At 63.0% G+C, this 24,088-nt stretch carries 34 protein-coding genes; all 34 read right to left on the bottom strand.

Going from position 1 to position 24,088, the window contains the following annotated elements:
• Positions 1-91: 91 nt before the first annotated feature.
• The 34 genes from L5014_RS02720 to L5014_RS02555 all read right to left on the bottom strand — a co-directional run bounded on the left by L5014_RS02720 (position 92) and on the right by L5014_RS02555 (position 23,998).
• Entirely contained in the window at positions 92-469 is a 378-nt protein-coding gene (locus tag L5014_RS02720) for a hypothetical protein (RefSeq protein ID WP_238462034.1), read from the bottom strand.
• A gap of 2 nt (positions 470-471) precedes the next feature.
• Complete coding sequence (locus L5014_RS02715) at positions 472-906, bottom strand: hypothetical protein (protein ID WP_238462033.1); 435 nt, start codon at positions 904-906, stop codon at positions 472-474.
• Positions 907-962: 56 nt separating this feature from the next.
• Positions 963-2,945, bottom strand: coding sequence for a hypothetical protein (locus tag L5014_RS02710; RefSeq protein ID WP_238462032.1), 1,983 nt, complete (start codon positions 2,943-2,945; stop codon positions 963-965).
• Between the two features lie 91 nt (positions 2,946-3,036).
• On the bottom strand, positions 3,037-3,270 hold the full coding sequence (locus tag L5014_RS02705; protein WP_238462031.1) for a hypothetical protein: 234 nt from the start codon (positions 3,268-3,270) through the stop codon (positions 3,037-3,039).
• A complete protein-coding gene (locus L5014_RS02700) occupies positions 3,267-3,446 on the bottom strand; it encodes a hypothetical protein (RefSeq protein WP_238462030.1) in 180 nt (59 codons plus the stop codon). Before L5014_RS02700 ends, L5014_RS02705 begins: the two co-directional genes overlap by 4 nt.
• 7 nt (positions 3,447-3,453) lie before the next feature.
• Positions 3,454-4,275 carry a hypothetical protein gene (locus L5014_RS02695; protein ID WP_238462029.1) on the bottom strand — a complete coding sequence of 274 codons (822 nt, stop codon included), beginning with the start codon at positions 4,273-4,275 and terminating at the stop codon, positions 3,454-3,456.
• Positions 4,275-4,628, bottom strand: a complete 354-nt coding sequence (locus tag L5014_RS02690; RefSeq protein WP_238462028.1) for a hypothetical protein — start codon at positions 4,626-4,628, stop codon at positions 4,275-4,277. Before L5014_RS02690 ends, L5014_RS02695 begins: the two co-directional genes overlap by 1 nt.
• Positions 4,625-5,563, bottom strand: a complete 939-nt coding sequence (locus L5014_RS02685) for a hypothetical protein (protein ID WP_238462027.1) — start codon at positions 5,561-5,563, stop codon at positions 4,625-4,627. The genes L5014_RS02690 and L5014_RS02685 overlap by 4 nt, the downstream gene beginning before the upstream one ends.
• Position 5,564: 1 nt before the next feature.
• A complete protein-coding gene (locus L5014_RS02680) occupies positions 5,565-5,957 on the bottom strand; it encodes a hypothetical protein (protein WP_238462026.1) in 393 nt (130 codons plus the stop codon).
• Entirely contained in the window at positions 5,954-6,238 is a 285-nt protein-coding gene (locus L5014_RS02675) for a hypothetical protein (RefSeq protein WP_238462025.1), read from the bottom strand. Before L5014_RS02675 ends, L5014_RS02680 begins: the two co-directional genes overlap by 4 nt.
• 94 nt (positions 6,239-6,332) lie before the next feature.
• A complete protein-coding gene (locus L5014_RS02670) occupies positions 6,333-7,391 on the bottom strand; it encodes a hypothetical protein (protein ID WP_238462024.1) in 1,059 nt (352 codons plus the stop codon).
• Positions 7,392-7,436: 45 nt separating this feature from the next.
• The gene (locus L5014_RS02665) at positions 7,437-8,861 is read right to left on the bottom strand and encodes a DUF6582 domain-containing protein (protein WP_238462023.1); all 1,425 of its coding nucleotides are present in this window, start codon (positions 8,859-8,861) and stop codon (positions 7,437-7,439) included.
• A 10-nt stretch (positions 8,862-8,871) separates the two neighbouring features.
• A complete protein-coding gene (locus L5014_RS02660) occupies positions 8,872-9,126 on the bottom strand; it encodes a hypothetical protein (protein ID WP_238462022.1) in 255 nt (84 codons plus the stop codon).
• A gap of 53 nt (positions 9,127-9,179) precedes the next feature.
• Positions 9,180-9,389, bottom strand: coding sequence for a hypothetical protein (locus L5014_RS02655; protein ID WP_238462021.1), 210 nt, complete (start codon positions 9,387-9,389; stop codon positions 9,180-9,182).
• A gap of 55 nt (positions 9,390-9,444) precedes the next feature.
• Positions 9,445-9,753 (bottom strand): hypothetical protein, encoded by a 309-nt coding sequence (locus tag L5014_RS02650; protein WP_238462020.1) that lies wholly within the window; start codon positions 9,751-9,753, stop codon positions 9,445-9,447.
• A gap of 66 nt (positions 9,754-9,819) precedes the next feature.
• Entirely contained in the window at positions 9,820-11,118 is a 1,299-nt protein-coding gene (locus L5014_RS02645; protein ID WP_238462019.1) for a phage portal protein, read from the bottom strand.
• A gap of 61 nt (positions 11,119-11,179) precedes the next feature.
• Complete coding sequence (locus L5014_RS02640; protein WP_238462018.1) at positions 11,180-12,667, bottom strand: terminase; 1,488 nt, start codon at positions 12,665-12,667, stop codon at positions 11,180-11,182.
• Positions 12,600-13,376: a terminase small subunit gene (locus tag L5014_RS02635; protein ID WP_238462017.1), complete on the bottom strand. Its 777-nt coding sequence runs from the start codon at positions 13,374-13,376 to the stop codon at positions 12,600-12,602. Before L5014_RS02635 ends, L5014_RS02640 begins: the two co-directional genes overlap by 68 nt.
• Positions 13,377-13,432: 56 nt before the next feature.
• Positions 13,433-13,657 (bottom strand): hypothetical protein, encoded by a 225-nt coding sequence (locus L5014_RS02630; RefSeq protein WP_238462016.1) that lies wholly within the window; start codon positions 13,655-13,657, stop codon positions 13,433-13,435.
• 127 nt (positions 13,658-13,784) lie between these two features.
• Positions 13,785-14,357 (bottom strand): hypothetical protein, encoded by a 573-nt coding sequence (locus L5014_RS02625; RefSeq protein WP_238462015.1) that lies wholly within the window; start codon positions 14,355-14,357, stop codon positions 13,785-13,787.
• Positions 14,358-14,686: 329 nt separating this feature from the next.
• A complete protein-coding gene (locus L5014_RS02620) occupies positions 14,687-14,893 on the bottom strand; it encodes a hypothetical protein (RefSeq protein ID WP_238462014.1) in 207 nt (68 codons plus the stop codon).
• A 198-nt stretch (positions 14,894-15,091) separates the two neighbouring features.
• On the bottom strand, positions 15,092-15,682 hold the full coding sequence (locus L5014_RS02615) for a DNA-binding protein (RefSeq protein WP_238462013.1): 591 nt from the start codon (positions 15,680-15,682) through the stop codon (positions 15,092-15,094).
• A 45-nt stretch (positions 15,683-15,727) separates the two neighbouring features.
• Positions 15,728-15,922 (bottom strand): hypothetical protein, encoded by a 195-nt coding sequence (locus tag L5014_RS02610; protein ID WP_238462012.1) that lies wholly within the window; start codon positions 15,920-15,922, stop codon positions 15,728-15,730.
• Positions 15,919-16,134, bottom strand: a complete 216-nt coding sequence (locus L5014_RS02605; RefSeq protein ID WP_238462011.1) for a hypothetical protein — start codon at positions 16,132-16,134, stop codon at positions 15,919-15,921. Before L5014_RS02605 ends, L5014_RS02610 begins: the two co-directional genes overlap by 4 nt.
• Positions 16,131-16,475 (bottom strand): nuclease domain-containing protein, encoded by a 345-nt coding sequence (locus L5014_RS02600; protein WP_238462010.1) that lies wholly within the window; start codon positions 16,473-16,475, stop codon positions 16,131-16,133. The genes L5014_RS02605 and L5014_RS02600 overlap by 4 nt, the downstream gene beginning before the upstream one ends.
• Positions 16,472-16,897: a recombination protein NinB gene (locus L5014_RS02595; RefSeq protein ID WP_238462009.1), complete on the bottom strand. Its 426-nt coding sequence runs from the start codon at positions 16,895-16,897 to the stop codon at positions 16,472-16,474. Before L5014_RS02595 ends, L5014_RS02600 begins: the two co-directional genes overlap by 4 nt.
• Positions 16,894-17,229: a hypothetical protein gene (locus L5014_RS02590; protein ID WP_238462008.1), complete on the bottom strand. Its 336-nt coding sequence runs from the start codon at positions 17,227-17,229 to the stop codon at positions 16,894-16,896. The genes L5014_RS02595 and L5014_RS02590 overlap by 4 nt, the downstream gene beginning before the upstream one ends.
• Positions 17,226-17,786 carry a hypothetical protein gene (locus L5014_RS02585; protein ID WP_238462007.1) on the bottom strand — a complete coding sequence of 187 codons (561 nt, stop codon included), beginning with the start codon at positions 17,784-17,786 and terminating at the stop codon, positions 17,226-17,228. The genes L5014_RS02590 and L5014_RS02585 overlap by 4 nt, the downstream gene beginning before the upstream one ends.
• Positions 17,783-18,232, bottom strand: coding sequence for a RusA family crossover junction endodeoxyribonuclease (locus tag L5014_RS02580; protein ID WP_238462006.1), 450 nt, complete (start codon positions 18,230-18,232; stop codon positions 17,783-17,785). The genes L5014_RS02585 and L5014_RS02580 overlap by 4 nt, the downstream gene beginning before the upstream one ends.
• Positions 18,229-19,020 (bottom strand): hypothetical protein, encoded by a 792-nt coding sequence (locus L5014_RS02575; RefSeq protein ID WP_238462005.1) that lies wholly within the window; start codon positions 19,018-19,020, stop codon positions 18,229-18,231. Before L5014_RS02575 ends, L5014_RS02580 begins: the two co-directional genes overlap by 4 nt.
• Complete coding sequence (locus L5014_RS02570) at positions 19,013-19,996, bottom strand: DUF1376 domain-containing protein (RefSeq protein WP_238462004.1); 984 nt, start codon at positions 19,994-19,996, stop codon at positions 19,013-19,015. Before L5014_RS02570 ends, L5014_RS02575 begins: the two co-directional genes overlap by 8 nt.
• Positions 19,993-20,928 carry a hypothetical protein gene (locus L5014_RS02565; protein WP_238462003.1) on the bottom strand — a complete coding sequence of 312 codons (936 nt, stop codon included), beginning with the start codon at positions 20,926-20,928 and terminating at the stop codon, positions 19,993-19,995. Before L5014_RS02565 ends, L5014_RS02570 begins: the two co-directional genes overlap by 4 nt.
• A complete protein-coding gene (locus L5014_RS02560) occupies positions 20,925-23,621 on the bottom strand; it encodes a DEAD/DEAH box helicase (protein WP_238462002.1) in 2,697 nt (898 codons plus the stop codon). Before L5014_RS02560 ends, L5014_RS02565 begins: the two co-directional genes overlap by 4 nt.
• Positions 23,618-23,998, bottom strand: coding sequence for a hypothetical protein (locus tag L5014_RS02555; RefSeq protein WP_238462001.1), 381 nt, complete (start codon positions 23,996-23,998; stop codon positions 23,618-23,620). The genes L5014_RS02560 and L5014_RS02555 overlap by 4 nt, the downstream gene beginning before the upstream one ends.
• Positions 23,999-24,088: the final 90 nt, after the last annotated feature.

The following is a 24,088-nucleotide window of genomic DNA, read 5'->3' as shown; positions in this document are numbered from 1 at the left end:
AGCAGCTTCGCGCGCGAGAGACTGGTGGCGACTTCCCACGGGACGCCAGCCTTAGTCAGCATCAAAACCTGACGCAGGCCAGGGTCCCGGCTTATTTTTTTGCCTGTTCGGCCAGCCCCTGCTCGTCGCGCTGATCGAAGGCAGCGACACCACGCTGGAGCGCGGCGAGGCCCTTGTGACCCAGGCGCGTCACGAGGCCGCGCATCTCGCGCAGCGACGTGCACGGCGTGAGCTTCTGCTCATCGATCCCGGTCAGGTAGATCATCGGCAGGTACATGCGCACGAGGCGTGCATTGTCCGCAGCAGCGGGACCCATTGCGTCGACAAGGTCGTACTGCGCGAGCGGCCCGGGGTAGGTGAGCGTCAGCGTCCGGCCATCGCCAACCGGCACGCTCAGCGTGTCGCCGGTGATGACGAGCTCGTTGTTCGGCTTCTCGCCACTGGTTTCGGTAACGTTCAGTTCGTCCATGATCAATTGAGCTGGATGCGGGTGGCAGCGGCGAACGAGACGCGCTGGATGACGTTCTTCTCGGCTTCGGCTTCGCCCGGGTCGTCGAAGTAGAGAACGACGCCCTGATACTGGAATGTGCTCACTACGCCGGCGATTTCCTCGATCGTTTCCTGAATCACGCCGGTGGGCAGATTGATGCCGGCGTAGTAAGCGGCTTCATTCGAGGCGAAGTACGAGTCGAGCGTGCCGTCCGCGCGTGAGACGTCGAAAGAACCTTCCCAGCCGCCCTCCTGGAAATTCAGCATGATCGGCAGACCGTTGAGCGGCTTGACGGTCACCCGGTGATTGATCTTCCGGCGCTTGAAGTTCAGCAGCGTCGGGAGCACGAGGGGGCCAGTCGAGGTGTAAATGTCGAACTTGTAGTCGCGCCCCAGGTTCAAGCCGTTTTGCGGCATGGCTTACTCCAGAAGTGAAAAAGCCACCCACGGGTGGCCTGATTGGACAGGGATGGTTAGAGAGGCGTGACGGAGACGGTCTGGCCGCCCTGGATATTCACGAGGAAGTACCGGACGATCGAGAGGTAGACGACCTTGACGGTCGCCACCATGTAGCCAAGCGCCACCTGACTCGTCGGATTGTTGTTCGCGTCGATCTGCACCGACCAGCCCGGTTTCGTCGGGTTGTTGACGTCGCCGATCATGTTGTTCGTCTGGAGGTTCGAGAAGAACGCATCCATCGAGCCCTTCGTGTTGCGACGCAGGTTGATCGTCTGCACCTTGCCCGGGACATAGCCATACGCGCTCGCGATCGTGAACGCGATGTAGTTCGTCATGCGCGTGTAGTTGTCGCCGTTGCGGCTCGAATCGCTGCTCGCATTGCGGCCCGTGCGGCACGCGAAGATCGAACCGGCCGGCGCCCCGAGTGTGAGCACCTCGAGGCGTGCCTGCGCGGCCTGCCCGATCTCGGTATCGCTGTATGGCAGGTTCTGCAGGCTGCGCTGCGTCGCGATGATGCCGTTGATCGACGCATTCAGGATCGACTGCTCGGGGCTCGTGGCGGCCTGTTTTGCGGACGAATACGTTGCAGGCGACACCATGCGCTGCACGCCATTGACCGTGTCGTTGTAATACGACCAGTCGCCGACGAGGCACGCAAAGCCGTAGCCGTCGACGCCCGCGCTGGCGAGCGCTGCGGTGCTGTTGGTGATGCTGGTGCCCGGCGGGTTGGCGCTGTGGAAGTAGATGCCCTCCTGCAGCCCGAACGCGAGCTGCGAGGTCCATGTGGTCGACGTTTGGCAGTCAATGAGGTTGCCGACTTGCGCGCCCGACTTGCGCAGCGCGTACATGCCGGTGCGCGTCAAACCGTCCGAGCCGAGCAGCGTGTTGTCGGTCACGCCGGCGGTGCCGTCCGTGCCACCCGAAAGCGCGTAGGTCGCGGTGATGTTCGGCGCGTTGGACGACGTGCCGAGCGACGCGATGACGATCTGCGATGGACCGCGCAGACCCGTCTGGCCGTTGTTCACGGCGTTGACGAGATTCAGCCATACGCTGACGTTCAGGGCGATCGCGCCACCCGTGCCGGCGCCACCCGTGAGCGTCGCCGTCGCGCTGGTATAGCCGCTACCCGGATTGACCACCGTGAAGACGCCAAGGCCCCATGTCAGGGTGACCGTGGCGCCCGTGCCGCTGCCGGAAGTCGCCGTGGGTGCGACAGGGTTCGTCGGCACCGAGCCGCCCGTGAGCGCGCCAGCGTTCTGGATAGTCAGCGCCGTGATCGCTCCGGACGTGGCCGTGACGCCGAGGATGACGCCATTCGGCAGCGTGAGCGTGTCGCCCGTCGTATAGCCGGTGCCTGCGGCCGCGATCGTGGCCGACAGCGCCTTGAGGCTGATCGTGCCGGTCGCCTGCACGCCATTGGCGTTCTGCGGTGCCGAGATCGACAGCGCAGGCACCGACGTGTAGCCAGTGCCCGCCGTGACAGTGCCGGCGCTCACGCCCATGCCGACGTTGTCGTACACCTCCGGCGTGAAGCCTGCGCGTTGCACTGACAGCTTGTAGGTGTTCGCGGCCGTGCCGGCTGTGATGGCCGACGTGATCGTGTTGCCGACGATACCAGTGTAGAGACCAGTCAGAGTCATGCCGGTCACCGGCGAGCCTTGCGTATCCTTCAGTTGCGCACTGGCTGCCGTGTCGGTGCCGTCCGAGACGCGCACGAGCGCGAAGTTCTGCACACCGTTCTGCTGGCCGATATCGACGGCCGTCGCAATGTCGTGCGGGCGAAACGTGATGCCGCCCACCATGTTCTGGGCCTGCGTGTTGCCGCCGATACCCAGCATCGGCGCATTCACCGGCCCCCAGGAGCCAACGCCGACCAGACCGAGACCGTCCGTCGGAACGCCGTTCACGTAGGCAACGCCGGGCGGCTGAATGATCACGTACAGGTCCGGCGCCTGCAGTGCGGTCGTGTTCAGGGACCCTGCTTGATAAACGGGCATCGTTTGCTCCGGTCGCAAAAAAGCCCGCACAAGGCGGGCCAGAAATGAAAAGAGGCGCCCGAAGGCGCCCTGTGTCAGGCAATGAAAACGGTCAGGCGCCAAGCAGGCGCGGCGGGATCTTCACGTTCGGCGTCTTGCCGTTCACGAACCAGACCTGAATCTGCCAGGCGTCCCGGCTCCAGTCGACATCGAACTGCTCACGCATGATCTGGATAAATGCCTTCTTGATGCGCACGCACACAGCCGGCGTCGCTTCCTGTCCAACGAACCGTGCGACGGCGAGCTTGAGAGCGGCGCCGGCGGCGCGGTGGCGGCCCGGGTTCACCCGACCACCTTGTGCACGTTGTGCTGGTTCAAGCCACCGAGCACGCGCTCGATCTCGGCCTGGTCGCGGATCATGTCGCCCTTGCGGTACTGATCGAACGCGTGGCGCACAATCAGGCTGTAGCCGAGCGTATTCACGGGCTGCTCTTCAGCCGCGTCGGATTGCGTCTTTGCCATGAGGACCTCAGATGTTGACGTTGAATGACGCGCCATTGGCTGGCGCGATGTTCACGCCGAGGTGCGTCACCGTGTTCTCGATGACCGTCTCCGTGAGGGCGTATTCGACCTCATACAGAAGGTTGCGACGGTAGATTTGCTGCTTTTCGGAGCCATCCGTCTGCGTCACGCCACGCATCAGCAGCCGCGCCCACGTGTTGTCGGGCATCACGATGCGCGGCTGCTGCTTGAACGAGAGTTCGAGCGCGCGTGCCGCGGCGTCGCGCAATGGTTCTGTCGGCGCCCATATGACGATCATGAAGACCTGCGCCTGACGCCCGATTTCCTGCTGCACGGCGACCGGGACGGAGATTGCCGCCTTGATGTCGAACACTGCGGATAGCGTGATCACGGCACCGTTCACCGTGGCTTGCGGAATCAACGCGGCGAGCGCGGCCGCGATCGTGTTGACCGTATCGCTCGCCTGAATCGCGTAGCTGTAAGGCTGATAGTTGACCTTGAGTGTCGCGGCCTCACCGGCCTTGATCGCACCGCCGATCGTGACCTGATTGCCTGAGATCGTGATCGCGAGGTTCGGCGCCGGGATGGTTGCCTGCGCATCGTCATCGCCGAGAAAGCGCGTCGTGTTCTTGCCCATCCCGGGCATGCCGTAGATGGTGACCATGACGTCGCCAGCGGCCATCAGCGCCTTCAGTTGCTGAGCCACTGGCCACCCTGACCGCACAACGACGGCCGTGTTCACGACACTGGGCTGAGTATTGCCGTTGGGGTACATCGCGGCGCCCGCGAGGCTACCCAACGTGTTGATTACATCGGAAATATCGGCCATTACGGCTCCAGACGCTCGACGAGAAGCGCGTGCCCGAGTGAATTACAGTAGGGCGCGGTGACCTGGTATCGTACACCCAGGTCATCCGTCACTACGTCATTGGCCTGGATCAGGCCTAGCGCCGCGGAGCCACGCGGGATGAACACGGTCCAGAAGGACTTCGCCGCCGCGTCACTGGGCAGCCCAGGATCAGGCTTGCCGCGTTCCTTCTTGAGTTGGATCGAGGCCGGCAGCCCGCTCGCCACAGCCGTTTCCGCCGCCGGATTCAGGCCGCTGTAGTTCGGCTGGTAGCCGACTGCCACGTCGCTGGCCGGCCGCGTGACCGCGACCGTGCGCGGATAGACAAAGCTCATGCCCAAGCCTTTGCGCGGAATGGCGCTAGCATCGCCTTCGTGTCGTCATCGAGTTGCGTCGCGGAGAAACGCTCGAGCGCGGTGTCGCCCGCCTTGTACGACTTGACAGCGCCCATCTGCGGCACCATCCCCATCGCCTGAATGACGTTCGCACACGCCATCTTGATCGCAGGCGGGATGCCAGAAGCAGGAAAGCCAGCTACGTACCAGATGTTGATCTCGCTGTAGTACGCGAGCATCACGCCCGCCGGCACCCAGATCTGCCCAGTCTCGAAATCAACACCCGTGTTGACCATCGGGAAGAATTCCCAGACCGGCGGGCCGCCGAAGTGCGACAGTGACGCGAGCAGGTTGAACTCGTCGACCTGATAGCGCGAAGACGCGCCGCGGCGCCCGTATCCGTAGCGGCCCTGTCCGGCGAGCAGCCGCGCGACCGGCGTGAACGCGAGATTTGTCACCGGGCGCCCATCAGGCATGAACTTGTGCTGCTTGATCACCATGCCCGCGTCTAGCGTGCACGGACCCGGGTGGTTGAATACCACGTTCTGCAGCGTCACCTGCACGGGCGGCGTAACACCAGCGATCGACTGCAGCCCGTTTCCGAGTGAGACGACTGCGACCGGCTCGGCGATGGCCGAATTCGCTCGATCGAGGATCAGCACGTCGCCAACGTTGATCGGTGCAACGCCGCCGGTGAGTTCGACCACCACGTTCTGGCCGGGTGCGATCGGTCCGGCGCACTGGTACGTATTCGACGGCGAAAGCGCGGCCATCCAGCCCGGTGAGCCGTTGCCATCCGGCAGCCACACCAGACCTTCCGGGCGCTTCAGGTAGAGGTCGATTAGCGTCGAGGCCTGCGTGACCTGCGCGGACGTCGTCGACGTCGGCAGGCCGTAGGTCGCGTAGTCGGCGGAGGTCAGATAGGAAGAGGGCATGTTACGACGCCTGGAAGAGGCCTTGCACGTTCGAAAGCGTCGCGGCGCTCGCGCCGCTGTTACTCACAGTGACCTGCACGCTCGCGAACGGCAGTCCATCGGTGCCGACCGTGGCATAGGCGGCGGTGCCGGCCGTCAGCGCAGCGGTCACAGCGGCACCCTGCGGCACGGTGCCGGCGAGATCGAGGAACCGCTGGATGCTGATCTGGCCCGCCTGCGTGCTCTTGAGGCCGACCGAGAACAGCTTCCAGCCGTTCGACACGATGACGTTGCCAGGCAGGTTGCCGCTCGCGGGCACGCTCGCGTTAAGGCCTAGCTGCGCCGCGTTCTGCAGGCACTGAAGCGCCGGGCCCAACTCGCCGCCGGCGCCGGAGATATCGGATCGTTGGGTCATTGCGAGGTCAGCAGGATGTGCGTGCGAACGCGCTCGTCATGCACTTCGAGCCGCTTCGCCATCGCGAGGTCCGTCATGATCGGCGAGCGCTGTGCCACACCCTTGTCGACCAAGTACTCCCCGACGTTGCTCGGCACATTCGATGCCTTGCCGTCGATGAACTTGACCGAGAACGTGAGTGGCTCCCCGTTTTCGCCCATGAAGTCCGACGTCGGGAAATCCCGGCCGGGCTGGCAGATGACGAGATGGTCGCGCTTGCCGGTGGTGAGATAGAGATTCACGCCTGTCCTTTGGCTGGAGAAATGAAAAAGGGCACCCGTAGGTGCCCTTCGTCCGAAGCCGCCCGCAGACGGCTCACTGGATCAGCGCGATGGCTTACGTACCCACCACGGCCACAACGGCGTGGGCGTAGCTGTAGCCCTTACAGATCAGCGCGTCGAACTGCACGCCGACGAACTGGCCAGCCAGGTTGCCGGTCAGGCCGAGCTGGAAGATGCGCGGCTTGCCGTTCGTGCCCTTGCCGATATACGCGATCTCGATCATGTCTTCGGTCACAATCGCCGCGTAGTAGTTGTTCAGGCCGGAGCCCGGGTTCGCGAAGCCATACTTGCCGGTCGAGTCGGTCGGCATGTACGGATCGGGGATCAGCGGCAGATCACCCGCCTGCGTTGCGATGGCCTTCACCGACACGCCGACCGTGACGTTCATCGTCTTCAGTTCGATGTGCGAAGCCTTCGCTTCCTTCTCGATCTTGTCGATCAGGAGCGGGTTCATGTAGATCGCCGTGGGCTTCGGCTTGAACGTCACGTTCGCCATCATCGTGGCGACCATCGTCTTCAGGCCGTCGATGATGGACGAGCCGGAGGGGATCGTCGCCTGCTGCGTGATCTGCTCGAGTGCGCCCACCCACTGGAGGGTCGTCGGAACGAGCAGCGACGTGTCGGTGCCGTTCCAGTACATGTGCGCGCGCAGCACGATGATCGCCGTGATGATGTCTTCGACGTCCTTCGCCTGCAGCGTCTCAAACTGGCCTTGCTGCTCGGTCACGTCGCGGTCGAACAGCGAGAGATTCGACTGGGCGACCGTGGCCTTGATGAACGCGGCGCGCTCGACGCGCGTCGGGCCCGATGCAGTGGCCGCGAGGTTGCGCGGATCGTTCGAGCTTGCCTGCGCGATCGCGATCTGTTCGAAGTAGCGGTGCGGGTGACCAGTGGCCGGCACATGCTCGGTGCGATCCAGTGCGACCGACGTGCGACGGATGAGGTCAACGATCTCGCGTTCGAACTGCGGCACCTCGAGGGCGCCGGGGCCGCTGTAGTCAGCTGCGGCGGTCAGCGCCTGCATGCTGCTGCCGCGCGCGCCGAGCGTATTGCCGAGCGCGAGCAGCGCCAGGTCGTCCGACGTATCCGCCGAACGTGCAATGATTTTCGTCATGACTGTTCCTGTGAAGGCTGAATGAGGAGGGCGTTGGCGCTGCGCTTACTTGCGCAGCAGGCCTTCAGCGGCGATCTTCTGCTTGGCGGCAATGCGGTCCGAGATTTTCGTGACGCCGGCTGCACTGAGCATCGTGTCGATCTGGTCTTCGGTCATGCCTTCCTTGCTGACTTCCTCGGGCTTGAGGTTGCCCTTGGCGAGCAGCGCGATCACTTCGGACGACATGCTCTTGCGCTGCGGCGCCTGCACGTTGGTGAACGCCGAGGCCTTCAGGTCGGTCAACTGCGTGCCGATCGCTGCGACCGCATCCGTCAGCGCCTTGATCGCAGGATTTTCGGCGCCAGCGGCGGCAGCAGGTGCAGCGGCCGGTGCGGCGGCGGCAGCGAATGGGGTGCCTTCAGCACCAGCGGCGAACGACCAGTCGTGATCGCGGTAGATGTGCGGCAGATGACCGCCGGCAGCCTCCGCTTCCATCGATGCAGCCATGTTGTGCAGCATCTTCACGTGGCCGCGCGAGCTGTGCAGGCCAATGCCAGCGGCTTCCATCGCGGCAGCGCAGTTGCGCAGCGCGGTGGCGTGCGGCGCGACACGATCGCGCATCGCGGCGTTAGCCTGCACGGCGGTCTCGGTCGATGCCTTCAGCGCATTGACCTGCGTGGTGACAGCGGCGAGCTGCGTCGTGATCGGGCCGAGGGCGCCGGCGAGCAGTGCTTCCATTTCTTCCTTGGTCATCTCGATATCCTGTTCGGCCTGGGCGGCCAGCGACGTTGACTGATAGGCGGCCTTGTCCTTATAGAGGACGGCGGCGCCAGTGAACACGCAGCTCACGATCTGAAGCAGGTCACCCATCGGACGAGTTTGAGCCCGGACTTCATAGCTGAAGCCCAAGTCCTCTTTCTCGGTCTGAATGCGGGCGCATTCCTGCGGAAAGTCCGCGGCGTAGAAAAAACCTTCGATGCGCACCTCATCGCCGACGATCTCAGCACCCGTGATCACGCCGATCTTCTGGGTGACATCGTGGGCGCTCAGGTCGTCGGAGAAGTCGACGGCCATGCCAAGCAGGCTTTCCAGGGCCTTCTCGGCGACATCCTTCGGTAGATAGGTGCGTTTGCCACCAGATCCGCCCGGGGGCAGGTCCGACGGCTGATTCACGAACGTGAGCACACCCGAGAAGGGCATGCGGTTAGGATGGTTCGCGACTTCCGGGACGTTGAGCGACATGCCCCACAGCGTCATCGCTGCGGCATGCACCTTGTCCCAGTCCGAGGTATCGATGCCGAGCTCCTTCGCGCGGCGCCGGATATGAGTGCGCGCTTCCTTGCGCTCGGTCTCCGTCAGGCCCTGCGTGCGATCGACCATGTCCCACGCGAGGCGCGTGTGCGTCTCATCGTTGATCGGCAGCTTGCGCTTGCCGGGCACGGCGAAATGCTCCGCTGGCAGCTTGTCGCGTTCCTCTTTCGAGAGCGGCATCGTGTTCCCCTTACAGCGATTTGATGCGGTCCAGCAGCTCGCGTGCTTCTTCGCTCACGTGCTCGTGCGTGGCCTGGCTGGCAGCGAACTTCACGCCCGCCAATGCAACGACAACCGGGTGCAGCGCCGCGTACGCAGCGTGATTGCCGCTCGCGAGCGCCTTTTCCGAAGCCTTATCGAGCGCGTGATAGAGGCTCGGTGCCTGTTCGGCATCCTTTGCCTCTGGAGCGGCGCTCTTCAGCGTGTCGGTGGTAGCTTTCGCCATGAGTACTCCTCGAAACCGCGCATCGAACGCGCGGCGGTGGCCAGAATCCGTGCTTACGTCAGCGCGGTGATCTGGGCGTTGATGGACGTCAGGTTCGAGCCGGCCGGCAGAAAGTCGGCGATGGCGTTGAGAACCTGAATCGCGTCAGCCACCTTTTCCGCGGCGAAGTTCAGCATGCCGGGCAGATCCTGACCGTTTTGTGCGCACGTCGACGTTTCAGCCGCGAGCGGAGTGATTGCGAGCAGAGTGGTGCGGACGCCCATGGCGTTCTCCTGTGCGTGATGATGGGACTACGAGGTGCGCACGAGGCGCGAGGGGTTACGCGAAGATCGCGATGTCGACCGTGCCGGCGGCGAGCGTGTTGGCCGCAAGCCGCGGATTCAGCGTCACATTGAAGCCCGTGTTCGTCTTGCCGCTCACGAACGCGGTGGCGTCCTGATTCGGCGTGACCTGCACGGCGTAGCTGGCAGGCAACTGCAAACCGGCGATGGCCGTCACGACAGCTGCGCCAGCACTACCGCCGGCCGCCGTGGCGACACCTTCGAGCAGCGCGATGAGCACGCGGTCCGGTTGCGCGAGCGGGTTGCTGCCCGGTGCGACGTCGAGGGTATGAACGGGAAGGTTCATGAATGCTCCAGTGGAGGGCGAACGCCCAGAGGGATGCCTTGCGGCGAGATGCAGGCGTTCGGCCTGCTATTCGATGCTGGTCAGCGCGGGGTTGGCAGTCTTCGCGCCCTTCGCAGCTTCGATCGCGATCAGCGCGTCAGCCTGCACCATGTCGCCGAACTTGCTCTCCAGCGGCGGCATGTTGCGGCGCGCGCGGTACTCGTTCGGCGTGATGGCGTTGTTCTTGTATTCGATCTGGTAGATGTCGGCTGTCGCCTTCTCATCTTCGCGATCGAGGCCGCCGGGAGTGAGTTCGATCTGCGAGAAGCCGAGCCGCCCCCAGATCACCTCGCGGTTGAAGTACGACGCGATCGCCGTCGCCATCGGTTTGATCGACAGATCCCAGTCGCGGTCCTCGGCCACCTCGCCGTTGTTGCGGTTGATGTTCTGCTCAACACCCAGGTTCTGCGGGCTGATGCCGAATGCCACTGCGATCTCGCGAATCACGAACTCCTGATACTTCAGGAAGAGCGCTTCGTCGCTGACGCCGCGCAGCTTCAGGACTTCCGCCTTCTTGCCGCCGACGATCGGGATTTGCCCTTGGCCTTCGACGTCGTTTCGCCAGAAGCCGCGGAATGCCTCGATCGTGGTCTGATCCGCCTCCTGGAGGAAAATCAGGTTCTCCGGGTGCGCGTTGGCCGCGATGTCGCCAGCGTACTCGGCTACGCCGAGCAGGCGGTTGATCGACTGGAACGCCACCTCAAGCATGCCGAACGCGAACGGCGAATCGGTCGTGATGCGATCGCGCAGGTAGACCAGCTCGCGATTGAGCAGGTCCTTGCCTTGCGCGACGCCCACATTGCCGTAGCCGTACGTCTGGCAGTAGCGTGGCTTCGACTCGTCGCCATCCCAGTCCGCGTAGATCTGGATCGACAAAGCGTCGACGGGCCACATCCACAGCGGGCGGATCTTGTCACCGCCGATCTGCTGCTCGACGGCGCCAGCGCCGCACACACAGATGTCCTCGATGATCTGCTGCAGCAGCGTCGCGAACGTGTCTTCGTGGTTCGGACTGAAGAAGCAGGCCGATGTGACGTCGATCTGCCGCTTGATCTCGCTCGTCTCGGTGACGTCCTTCTTGACCTTGATGGCCCATTCGAGTGAGCCGATCGAGCGCGTATAGAACTGGATCGCGCGCGTGGCGTATGGCGTGCGCGAGAAGTAGCGCAGGTTCGCCGGTACCGGCTTGATCAGCGGCCGCGAGTCGCGCAAGTTCCACGAGCCGACCTGCTTCATGCGCGCGTACTTCGTCGTCTCGCGCTCGGGCTCGTGGCGCTTGCGGCCGGCGCGGATCGCGCGCACTGCGCCCGCGACTGCACGCTTCATTCGCGTCCAGCGCGAAGGCGGCGGTCGCTGATGCAGCTTCGTGTGATCCATGAAAGGTCCGTTAGATAGAGCCGAAGGCGAAGCCGCCAGTCCGTTCTGCGAGCGCGTACACGGCGCTATCACCCTTGTCGGGGCTGCGGCCGATGCGCTTCTTGATCTCTTCCTTCGATTCGACCTGGACGCCGCGTGCGACCTTCTTGTAGCGTGGTGCGCACAGGTCGGCGAGCAGCCCGGCATCCGGCGGCAGTGCGAGGTCTTCACCGTTCACAGGGTCGAGCGCTTCGCGCATGCGCCACCACAGCAGCGCGCGCAGATTGATGAAGCCGAACTGCTCGCTGCGGTCCAGCTCGTCGGTACCGGCTGATCCAGACACACCCCAGATCTTGTCGCCGATCGCCGCGCGCACCAGATCGAACGGGCTGGCTCCAACGCCCACGACGTCGATGTTGACCAGCGTGGTCGGCTCGCGCATGTTGAAGATCTGCTGTGCAACGACAAACCCGTCGGGCGTCGCAGTGCCGGGGAAGCACACCTGCTCATCGAACCAGTTCGCGTAGCGCGGCGTGTGGATCGTCTGGTCTGCACCGCCGCGCGCCACATCGACGCCAAGCGCTGTCATCGGGATGTATGGTCGAGGCCGCACGCGCCAGCGCTCCTGCGCGAGGCGAACCCACTCGCTCGGGATGATCTGCCATGGATCGTCCTCGCGGCCCGCTGCGAAGTCGCCGTACAGCATCTTGGAGCGCAGCGGCTCGGGCAGCGCCTGCAGCTTCGCCACGTAGCCAGACTGCGAATAGAACGGGTTGTCCGTCACGCGCGCCGGGATGAACGTGCGCGTGAGCGGCCGGATGATATCGACCGGATCGACCGTAGCCGGATCGAAGTCGTACACCATCACCTGGTCGCCGTTCTCCTGCTCAACAATCAGGAACGGACGCCCATCATGGCATTCGAACTGCTGGCCGCCCACCGTGGCGAAGAAACGCAGCTCACCGGGCCTGGCTGGATTTGCATGGTTCGGGTCAAGCCACGGCGCAAACCAGCGGATCAACCAGTCGCCTGTTGCGTCGGTCGGAGGGTTCGAGCACAGCAGCACCTGACAGCGCTGCGATGGATCCTCGCTCCGGTTCCAACCGGCGATGAATTCGACCTGCGATTCGAGGAAGTTGGCCGCCTCATCGAAGACCTTCAGATCGTGCGGGCGCCCCTGATACTTAAGCTTGTCGTCCTCGTGCTGGACTGAGCCGAACTCAATGACGCGGCGTTTTCCCTCGAATGTGCAGCGCCAGACACCCTTGCCGGAATTAAAGATCCCATAGTCGCTGTACAGGTCGTTGGCACGGTCGATGATGCCGGAGAGCTGCGGATACTCCCGGCGCAGGATCAGCGCGCGCTGGTGCTGCGTGAGTGATTTGCCGAGAGCGAGGTCCGTCTTACCACCACCGGCCGCGCCGCCGTACAGGATGACGTCGGCCAGACATTCATATGCCTGTGTCTGGGGGCCCGGAAGCGGGGTCCACTTGGCCTTTACCGCCAGAAGTCTGTCCATCTCTGCGCGCTCTTGCGGCGTCAAGAAGGGCAGTAACTCGCGCAGCTCGTTCGGCGTCTGAAAGCTCATGGGTTTCGATGGGGCCACCATTCGGCCCGGATATCTCCACTTTCGACTTGTCAAAGCCGATGTGGCGCGCGACAGCGTCCAGAGCCTTCAGCTGGTCGTGCATCTTCACCTCAAGGCCTTCCTTGCCGACCTTCACGCCCGCATAGAGAAGCCGCGATGCGCCGCGCAGCTTGCGCGTGTCGGTGACATGGACCTTCCCCTTGCCGACGCCGCCGCACTCGGGGCACGCAGGATGGGGCTCGCGGTTCATGTCGAAGCCGTAGCCGCCGCTCGCGTCGAGTGGCTCGTCGCCAGCTTCAAGCTGGGCTTTCACGAACTCAGTCTCGGTCCACTGGTAGGCGTGGCCTTTGCCCCAACAGTGGCGACAGCAGAAGCGCCGGTACTGCACGAGCTCGTTCGGGTCAGCCGTCGCGATATCCCAGTACCGCTTGAGCACCATCTCCTGCGTGATCTCGGTGCGCGCTTGGAGTGACCTCTGACGCTCAGCCAAAAATTTTTGGACTGTAGTTTTCTGTAGCAATTGGTGACCGATCTCGGAAGCACGCTTGCTACTGTATCCAGCTCGAATCGCCGCCTGCGTGGCGTTGAGATCGACTAGATACTCGTCCACAAAGCGGCGCTGTTTGTCGGTCAGCGCCATAAATCTTTCCTTTTGAGTGATTCGTTTCTTTCGGGGGCGCGGGCGTGGAGCGAATTTCACTCGCCGGTCGCCGTGAGAGGATCGGATTGTTCTGCCTCACCGCCAACCATGTCCACCTCAACATTGATGAACGTCAGGCGCGCGACGCCGATACCGCCCGCGTCAACCGACCACTCCACCTTCGTGATCCAGTTCATGTCCACTTCACGGCCATCTGGTTCGTAAATCTTCGTACCGCGCGGAGTGCCGTCGCTGACGATTCGGTAGCGCTTGTTGTTCATGCGTGATCCCGGGAGGTTGCCGCCGCCCGTCGCCCGTTGGACCCGAGCATCCCGGGTGGAGGTGGAGGCTTACGCCACGTCAGCGGCTGCCGTGGATGTGAGGGCTCTCACGGCCTACCCAGCCAACTCAGACCTCGCGCGTGACGAAGTAGGGCAGCACGTAGAAGTGACCGGGCATGCCGATCTTCACCTTGCGCTCGTTCAGCAGCGCGATGAAGCGCGTGCGCTGTTCGGGCGAGAGGTGCTGGAAATAGAACTTCAGGCCCGGCGCGCGGACGGCATCATTGCCGTGCAGATACGCCTTGTAGCTCTTGTCGGTCGGGCCGACCTCGCCGCCGGCCTCGATGAAGGCCAGGAAGCTGTCACCCGAGACCGAGCCGCAATAGCTGCACCGCTCTTCGCCGCCGAGATTGTGGAAGTAATCGGGCTTGCTCCCGTCGTCGACCCCGCGGCGCCCGCAGAAGTGCGTACCAGTCGGCGCGGCAGCACGCTGCTCAGCCTCATCGACGACCTGCCAGTTGTCGGCGAGCAGCTCTTCCATGCGCAGATCATGAGCCTTGAACGGCTCACGATATGGACCGAAGTTGCACCAGTGCAGCGCACCATCGATCATCTTCATGTACGCCCATGGGAAGCGATGACCTTCCTGCCGCGCGCATTTACCTTCCCGCAGCGCGGGCAAGACTTCTTCGAATCGCATGGGCACACCTTGAATAAAAAAGCCCGGCGCGGAGCCGGGCGAATCCTGCGACTCTCATCGCTGGAGGAGACGTGGTGAGGTAACCCTCGCCGAAACGCGCAACCCGTTGGCCGCTAATTGGGCCCGCTTGGCCATCCACGACGGCAGTCTCGCGCTTCGGCAAGGGTGCCCGTGTCGCAGGGGCAGCTGCCGAGTTCCCATCGGCGTGGGTTGATCACATGCCCCATAGGGCGAGCGCCATCGAATCGCACCACTTCGACCACAGGTGCGCGGCGCGCGCCCACTCGTTGAACCAGAGGGCGGCGAGGTGGTTCGGGTTCATGGTCGGCTCACTGGCGTGTAGCGAAGAGGGCTTCGGCGCCCTCAGAAGGCGTCAGGCCGGCGCGGTAGTAGCCGGCGAGCGCGTCGTGCATCCCGGCGCTCGGACGCCATGGCGGGACAACGTAGCCTGCGGCGACGGCAGCGTCGAACGCGCCGCGCGTCCATTCAGTGAGCTTCGCGAGCTCGGCGTCGGAGAGATCGCCCATCTCAATCATGCCGCAGGAATTCGCGAATGATGATGGCGCCGAGGATCGCCGCGCAGATGCAGACGCTGACCACAAGGTAGGGGAGCGGCAGGATCGGCATCGCGACGCTCCAATGCAAAAAGCCCGCGCCGGTGAGGGCTGCGGGCTTTAGAGGCAACTTCGACGTGTATCGAATACCGTTGATTATTGTGGGTGTTTATCACATTGTCAAGCGTTTTCTGGAGCTTTAAGGATTCCCAATTCATCCAATCGTCGTTCCATCGCAGCCCATGCTACATCGCACACACCTTGCTCACCGGTTTTCTTGTTGCCTTCGAGCCAGCGGCGTACCGCCGTGTTGTGATTGCTCACCGTGTTCGCGTGCGCCTCATATTCCTTCGCGATATCGACCAGGCTGCATTTCACGCCAAATATGCGTTCGATGATTGCGCGACGCACGCGGTAGTGCGAGAACCCGGAACAGTGCGCGGCCGACGCAGCGGTGAGCCACGAGACCGAGGTCACCCATTCGACATTGGGCACGCGGCCAGAACAACACGCAGCGCCGCAGGAACATGGGATATCGTGTGGTGCTGCGCGCGCGACGAGCACGGACAGATGCAGGTCCGGCAATTCCCACATCTCGCGACGGATGAGGCCCGCCTGCCCGGCGCCGGTGAGGCCAATCAGCCCCATGCCGGGCTCGGCCGCTTCCCCGCGCATGCGTTTCGCCATCGGGCTCTCACCGTATTGCTGCGACGAGTAAGAAAGCGCGAACCGCACTGCATCAAAGGCCGATTTGAATTCGATCTCGTTCATTTCACTCCTTGGTCACGCTTTGAATTGTGAGTTGTATTTTTTCAGTCAGATCAGCATCCAGTCGTCTGCGATCGCGTCCTCGAAAGAAAGGGCGTAGGGCAGATTCCTGGCGCCGACGACGATGTACAGTCGGCTGCTATACCCCATCACCACATAGGCGCGGTTCTTCCAGATGCGCCGCGTCGCACCGGCCGATCCCTGATTCAGTTCCAGCTTCGGAAGGAGCGCCTCAAATCTCACGCCTGCTCCTCGCCAGTTATGCCCAGAAACTGATACGCAACGCCGCGCAGCTCGGCGACAGCCGTCTCGGGAAATACCGCCCTGAATCCCTGCCGATGCGCCCACGCGCGCGCCGCTTCCTCGTTCGGGAAGAACCGCAGTTCGTCGTTCCACACGCACTGGAGGCGAGGATGGTTGCCTTCCCAGCGTTCGAAGGTGATGGTTTGGCTCACTTGAGAATCCCCTTTGCGTGCAAGCGCACGATTGAACGGATGTGCCCTTCGAACCACGCCATCACCACGTCGGCGTAGGTCATGCCCTTCGGCGGCTTGCGCTGACCGTCGTAGATCGCGTCGCACACCGTGCACGCGTACGCGCCGCAGAGGTCGTCGGCCTTCAGGGCGCCCGCTTTGCCGCCTGCCTCGCCGCGGTAGTGACTCCAGATCGTCGTGCGCGGATCGTGCGTGCACGCGCCGGGCAGCCGCACGAGACATTCCTCGTCGCGCGCCGAATCGCGGATGCGCTGGTTGCGATAGGTGAGAACTTTCGGGAGTCCGATCAGTCGCGCAGTCATTCGAAAACGACTCCGAGTTCGGAGGTCGCGTACGCCTCGACCTCTTGCGTGAACTTCGCCATCCGCTTCACGCTGATGTGGCCACGCGCCACCGAACTGCGCTTGAGCACAATCTCGCCGCTCGGCGTGACGATCTCGCGCGTCGGCAGGAACATCTTCGCGAGCTCCTCGTGCCAAGCATCCTTGTCGAACTGGCGCCCGTTGATCCACGCCTGTTCGGCGATCGTCTTCACCGTCACGCCGAAGTAGTAGCGGATCTGCACATCCAGACGGTCCGCTTCTTCTTCGGTGACGATTACGCGAAGCGGCGTGCCTTTGTCGGCGAGATCCGGCGCGGTAGCCTTGACGAACTCGACTAGCTTCGACCAGACGCCGCCATCCCAGAGAACGAATTCCTGATGGATCGACACGCTCGTACTCACGCGGTCACCTCATCTTTCACATCTCTGGTCACCGGCACGCCGCTAATCGGGCGAAGGTATTGATCGGCGATTGCGCGTTCGCGGAACAGGCGAACTTTCCCGGCATCCGCTCCCTGCACGCAGATCCACGGCAACGGTGAACGGCTTTTTACGACCCATATCGACCTGCTATCCCTGCACGTGACCACCACGCCATCGATTGATATAAATTCCTCGCCATCGATTGCGGGTCGGACGATTTCCACGATCCGGTCAACGAGCCCGGGCGTGATGTGCGGATCGCCGGCCTGGATCACGACTGCCAAGGACCCCGACTTGAATCTGGTATTCATGCTGCCTCCGTCAACTTTCTGGATCGACCCTGGAGACTTTCTCCGGTCATGTCTTGCTCGTAGATGCGACCGGGTTGTCCAGTTGGTACAGTTACCAGACCGGCAGCAGCAGCGAATGGATTCGCCCGCCGACCGCCGCCGCTTCTCGTTCCCTTCGGCGCGAACGGTTTTGGCACATCGGGTAGACCGTTCGCGATGGCAAACCTGGCGGCCCACTTTCCCTTTTGCGGCGGCGGTACCCATCCAACCACGCGAAGATCGACACGGTATTCGCGCACGATATTGGCAGCGCCGCGATGGGTAAGATCGAGATGATCGGCGATTTGCTCAGTAGTCAGCGATCCATACTTCTCGAGCAGCTTCAGGAGGCGATCACGCCCTGGGCGGAATTTCACGACACCAGCGAACGGGCGCGACAATCTCTCTTTCTGCGCCATGCGCCGGACAGAGTTGGGGGTGTGGCGCGGGAAGAGCGCCATCAACTCTTCACAGGACCGTGCGGTCGCGTAATTCTCACGCAGGAGGGTGATTTCAGGCATCAGCCAATCATTTCTCATGCTATCTCCAAGTCAAGATTCGGCTGATGCGTAAGGCTGGCGAGCGGCTCGATCGTCACCTCCGTGCGTGGGTTCGCACGGTCGATGGCGTGGAAGACGTGCTTTTCACGCACCTGCCGGTCGTTCACGTAGACGCCGCGCTGTACGAGTTCGCGACGCTTCGCATCGCCTTTGCCGACCGTCTTGTAGCGGTCCTGCATCACATCGAGGACGACCGATTCATCGAGGTCTGGTCGCTCGCTGGCGTAGAAAATCCGCAGGGTCACGCGTAGCGGGCACTTCAGCTGAACACGCACTCGCGGCGGAATCTGCGGCAGCGCCATTGCCTCGAAGTTGTGCGCCTTGTCGCTCTTGATCGTCGACGGACGGCCAGCGATCGTGACGAGCTTCCGGCTGTTCGCCTTGCTTGCCGGCTCGCCGAGGATGACGAAACTGATCGTGGTCATGCCGCCGCCTGCGAGTCGGAGTCGTTGCCACGGCTGTCAGCCTGCCGCTGGAGCTGCTGCTTGCGTGCGGCCGTCGCGTCGTGCCCGCGCTGGACGCGCGCCAACCGCTCACACTCGATCGACTCGGGATCGCGCTCGAGCAGCTTGCGGAGGTTGTCGAGGGTCTCGCGAGCATCAGCCTTGGTCGGCGCCGCGGCTTCGATCATGGTTTCGAGAAGCGGAGCATCGGCGGGTGGCGGAAGAGCGCTGAGAGCCGGTGCATTCGCAGGCAACAATCCGTGCGCGACCGCGCGCTCAAGCACCTCTTTGCGCCCATCAGGGTCGATACCGAGCGACGGCCACCACTTGACGGCCACGCCCGCTGCGCGCGCCTGCGTCACAAGTCGACCGTATGCCTCGCGGAACGCCATGCGCGCACCGACTTCGTCGCCAAGTTCGAAGATCGGCCGTGCGATACCTTGGGCCTCGGAGATCTCATCGGTCAGCATAACCGTCGCGTCCTCGTCGAAGGCCTGTACGGCAATTGCCCACGCCTCTTCGGGACCGGGGCGCATGTCATTGGACGCAGCGCCTTCGATCTGCGCGATCAGGTCGGCGGGCTTGGGTGCGTACTGGCCGCGCTGCGAATCCTTCACGTGTGCATCGATCGCTTTGCGCACGACCGGAAGGGGATGGGCAACCAGGGCACGGAAGAAAAGCGCCTTGGCCATCGCTGGGAGCGTCTTGCCGTGCAGCGAATACGCCGCATCAAGCAGCTCGACGAAGGGATCAAAATCGGCTTCAAGCATCGACAACCTCCGAGGGATCGCCGAAGAGCATCGACTTCGCCTTTGCGTTTTCGGCGTCGATATCGGCTTGGGTTGGCGCACCCGGGGCGCGGCGCCCGCGTTGGCCAGCGAGGGTTTGGCACGTGGCCTTGAGGAACGACGTTGGATCGGCTGGACGCTCGACAACGGCGGTCCGCACGGCGTCGATCACGATCCGGTCGCCGTAGTCCTTGACGAGCTTGCCGACGAAGCTCCCGCACTGTGCGGCAGGTAGGCCGCCCTGCGTGAGCAGGGATTTTCCGGCAGCCCAGAGCTCGTCTTTCGTGAGCTGGTCGACGGTCTTGGCTGGAGGCGGATCGTCAGGCGCGTCAGCGCCCGTTCCGTCAGGAACGGAAGGTTGTAGGTTTACTTTTCCCTCTCCCTTTCCCTTTCTCTCTCCCTCTCTCTTTCTCTTGGCTTCTGTCGTCGACTCTGTGACAGAAGCTTCGACAGAGCGAAATTCATTCTGTGACAGAAGGTGTGACAGAGATCCCAACAGAGTCTGTATGCTGGCCTCGATAGAAGCCGCGTCGAAGGAGTCCTTAGCTTGTGACAGACGGGAAATGAGAGCCTGAAGTCGAGCCTTGGATGTTCGAGCGCGCTGGGCCTTCTTGCCGTTCCACGCCTCGACAGCCTTCTCTGCCACGACGGGGTGATACCAGCGGCCATCGGCGCATTGCACCCAGCCATAGAGCGCGCCAGCGCGCAGCTTCCTCCACGTCTTCACGTCCCGGCCCAGTTCTGCCAGGCGTGCAAGCGCCACGTCATCGTCAGGCACTGAACCCGCCGGTACTTGGTGGAACGACTTCAACCACAGTGTGACGCCAGCGCGCCACACGGGATCATCGCTGCGAGCGTGAAACTCGGAATTGAACAGACGCGCGATGTCGACCGGCATGAATGGAAAATCACGCAGGTCGCAATCTGCTGTCGTCAGTGGTGCGGGTAAATCTTTCAAGCGCCCTCCCGCTGGTCCTTCGGCGCGAGCGCCTTTTCAATTTCGTTGAACTGTTTCACACCCCACGAGATATTGCGGACGATGTTCATCAGTTCCTTAACCGTGGAGTCCTGCTGCGCGAGCGTGATGAGCTTGTCGAGCTGAGCCCGCATCTCATAGACGTCTTCGCAATCAGGCGCAGCGCCGACGGCGAGAGCTAGCTTGCACAGCGCTTCGGTGGCTAGTTTGTCCGCCGACTGAAGCTCCGCGCGCCGGCGGTCACGCTCGCGTTTCAGATCGCCCTCCGTGCGTGCGATCTCGAGTTCGAGATTGGCGCGCAGGCGCTCGAGCCGACCGGTTGTCTGGTCTCGATGCTGCTGCACGGCTGCTGCGACGACCTCGCCGTATTGCTCACGGATCCTTGCAGCCGCACGCCATTCGTTGAGGTCACGACGAGCTGCTTGAAGCATGTGTGCTTCGCGTTCGTGGTCGCGACGCTCACCGTCCATCAGCAGCTTCAGCCAGAAAGCGCGCGGCAGATCGGGGCACTTCGACAGCGTTGGCGCCTTCACCGTGCGCCAGCCGTCCCCGCCGCGCGTCATCAAGCCGGCCCCCGCAGGAATATCTTCCTTCCGCAGTAGCCCGGAGGGGCACGCGAAGATGACGCCGCTCGCGTACGCCAGGTAATCGGTGTATTTGCCCTTCGTCACGTCCGCCCGGAAGTCGGAGACTGATACCTTGCATTCATAGGCTAGGGGAGTGAACCGGGTGAAGCTGCACGGGATCGTGTAGACGTCGGGCCGCGTGCTCCCGACCGGTCCGAGCTGCATGTCGACCCAGACGCGGCGGTCCGTCATTCCGCGCAGGTGGGCGGCAAGGTCGTGAGCGAGGTCGTCATGCGCCCAGCGGCGCAGATTGGTGTCGACGTCGGGCGTCAGGAGGTCGCGCTTCATGCTGCCACCTCGAATGCATCGAACAGCGACGGCGTCGAGCGTTCCTGCTCGGCCATCTTGCAATACGCCGCACCGTCGAAGAAGTACGCTGGATTGAGTTCAGCCGCGCGACCGCGGCGACCGAGCTTGACCGCGCGGAAGGGGACCGTCATGAGGCCGCCGAACGGGTCATAGATCTCTTCGCCGGGCATGGACCACTGCGCGATCGCGCGGTCAGCAATGTCGAATTGCATCGGGCAAAGGTGCATTTCCTTGCCTTTGGCAGACTGCGCACCATTCAGTGTGAGCATGCGCGTGACGTCGGTCCAGACTTCTTCGGACCAGCTTTGCGGCTGCAACAGCATGAAGTTGGACGGCAGCTTGCCTGCTGCGGAAAGCACTTCGCCGATCCGCACGTCGTGCTCGAAGTCGAAGATGTTTTCGAGAGAGTGCTGCTTGAAAAGTTTAAAGATCACGTCGTGCGGCAGCGCGAGCAGTTCTTCGGGCGTTAGCAATCGCTGGCCGGAAGATCGCGTGAAGCCGTGCGCGTCGATCTGCCAGCGGGCGCGTGAATAGCCGGTGCCGACAGCCGTTGGCAGTTCACGATCGAACGGGATCATGTTGCCGTCGGCATCCAGGCTGAACGGCTTGAGCTTCTGGACCGGCGTATCCGCATAGCTGTTCGTGCGATCGGTGGGCGGCTTGCGGAATATCAGCAAGTACTCCGGCATGCCGACGCTCATCTTCGTCGCGTCTTTGCACTGTTCAGTCCATCCGAGTCGGTAGGTCTGGTTGTTCTCGCGAACAACATCCGTCACGATGGTCTTCATGCCCATATAGGCGAAGCCGTGCTTCATGAAATGTTCGATCGTCTTGCAGTGGAACGGATAGACGGTCTGAAAGCCGAGGCCGGTCATCCCGCCCGGCACAATCCGGTCCTTCACATGGATGCCGGCGAGGCGGCCGGGCGCGAGCACGCGGAACAGTTCGGGCGTCAGGTAGCCCATCTGTTCGAAAAAGTGCTCGTTGCTGTCTGTGTGGCCGAAGTCAGCGTAGTTTGGCGAATATTCGTATTGCGTGGAAAACGGGATCGACGTGAGGATCAGGCCGACGCTGTCCGATTCCATGCGGCGCGTCTCGTCGACGCAATCGTTGTTAGCGATCACATAATCGCGGCCGCTCACCTCGACGCGCTCGACGCCGAGCGATCGCGTCAGCACGGACGCCATCGCGGCACGCGACAGCCCGAATTCCCGGATGATCTCGGTCATTTTTTTGCGAAGCTCCGTGTCCTGTTGCCACTTGCGTTCGATGTTGTGGCGGATCGCGCGCTCGGCTTCGGTGTAGATGAAGTCGATGCGCACGGGGTGACGCTGCAGGAAGCGGTGAACGCGATGGATCGCCTGCAGGATGTCTTTGAACTTGTGGCCGATGCCGAGGAATATTTCCCAATGGCAATGGCGCTGGAAGTTGCAGCCGGAGCCCAGCATCACGGGCTTGCCTGCGAGCTCGGCAATCTCGCCATCGGAGAACTGGATGATCGAGGCCTCGCGTTCGTCGAGTTCCTGTGAGCCATAGACCGTCGTGATGCCGGGAATCGCTTGCTCGATCGCGTGACGTTCGGCCTCGAGGTCGTGCCAGACAATCCGGTGGGCGTCGGGATCCTCGGCGCGGATCTGGAGCATCTTCGCGACCCGCACGCCCAGGCTGTCGCGCTTCTCGCGCGCCGCGTCGACAATGCCGATCGCCTGTTGCTTGAACATGCGCAACTGGCCGCCGATATCGGTACCCGCGTCCGAGTGGTCCGCGGGGATCTCGTGCCAGCGCACATCGAGCGCCGGCAGGTCGTATCCCTCGTCGGAAAAGCTCGGGTCGAGATCGGACGGCCGCTCGACGAAGAGGGCCCAGCTGGCCATCCAGAGCCAGAACTCGCGTTCCTTGTGCGGGTGGATCGTGAGCTGGTCGGCCTTCTCACTGTTGCGCTTGAAGAAACGCGTCTTCGCCTGGCCGACATCCATGATGCCGAGGTAGGCGCAGTAGGCGAGCAGTTCGATGTATTCGTTCGGGCTGGGCGTCGCCGTGGCCACGAACCGGTACCGGACGCCTTCGGTCACGATCCGGTTGCTCATGTCGCGGCGATCATCGCCCGCGAACAGCGCCATGAATTCGCGGAAGGTCTTCGTGCCACCGAAGCCGCGCAGGCAGTCGGCCTCGTCGAGGCTTGACACCGTGAAGTGGCGCGGATCCAGCTTGCCGTCGCGCACCGTCTCATAGTTCGTGAGGTACAGGCCTTCCGGGTCGTCGCATTCCTCGATCGATCGGACGAACTTCAGCCGCGGCGCGCGCTCCGGATGGTCCACGAGCCACGCGCGCAGTTGGGCCCGCTGCTCGTCAGTGATGACCGGACTGTCGCCGGTCGCGAGCGTGTTGGCGTCGCGCATGAATTCGACGCGCACGCCGAGCGGGATGACGATCAGACCCATACCGCCGGCGCGCTCGCGCACGATGCGCACGACCTCGATCTGGTCGAATGTCTTGCCCAGACCGAAGCGCTTGAAGATCGCGCGGCGCCCCCCGACGACCGCCCACCTGACGGTGGCCTTCTGGAACGGCTTGAGCAGGGGATTGATTTCCGAATCGTCAATCTCGAAGCCGAACGATTCCGCCATGCGGACCTTCGACTTCAGGAAAGACGTGTAGTCTGGCGCGTTCATGCCGTGGCCGCTCCGCTCAGCACGCGACGCAGGGCGGCGTTTTCCTCGCGCAGCAGACGGTTTTCGCGTTCCGTCTCGGTTTCTCGGCGGCGAATGCTGTGCAAGTCATAGCCGCGCTGATGGAGCATCCAGAGCAAGGGCGCATCGTTCCCGCACAGTTCCATGAGCCGCACGAACTTCGGCCAGACGATCCCTTCGGTACCGGATTGCCAGCGCGAAAATTGAGCCTTGTCGACTTCCAGCTCCTGCTGCAGCGTCTTGTCCAGAGCATATCCGCCGAGCTCAGCGCACAACTCAATCGCCGAGCCGAGGCTTTGCTTGCGCATGACCTCTTCGGGGCGAACCTCAAGCGGGAGGCTGATTTGATTGGGTTTCACAACTGCGCCCATCCTCGTTGAGTGGTGTTGAGAGGCTAAAAAAGTGCCAAATAAAGGCGTCACAAGGACGCCAACAAAAAGAAAGGACTG

This window comes from Paraburkholderia tagetis, from assembly GCF_022213065.1.
GTDB lineage: Bacteria > Pseudomonadota > Gammaproteobacteria > Burkholderiales > Burkholderiaceae > Paraburkholderia > Paraburkholderia tagetis.
This window is presented reverse-complemented; position numbering and strand designations above follow the sequence as displayed.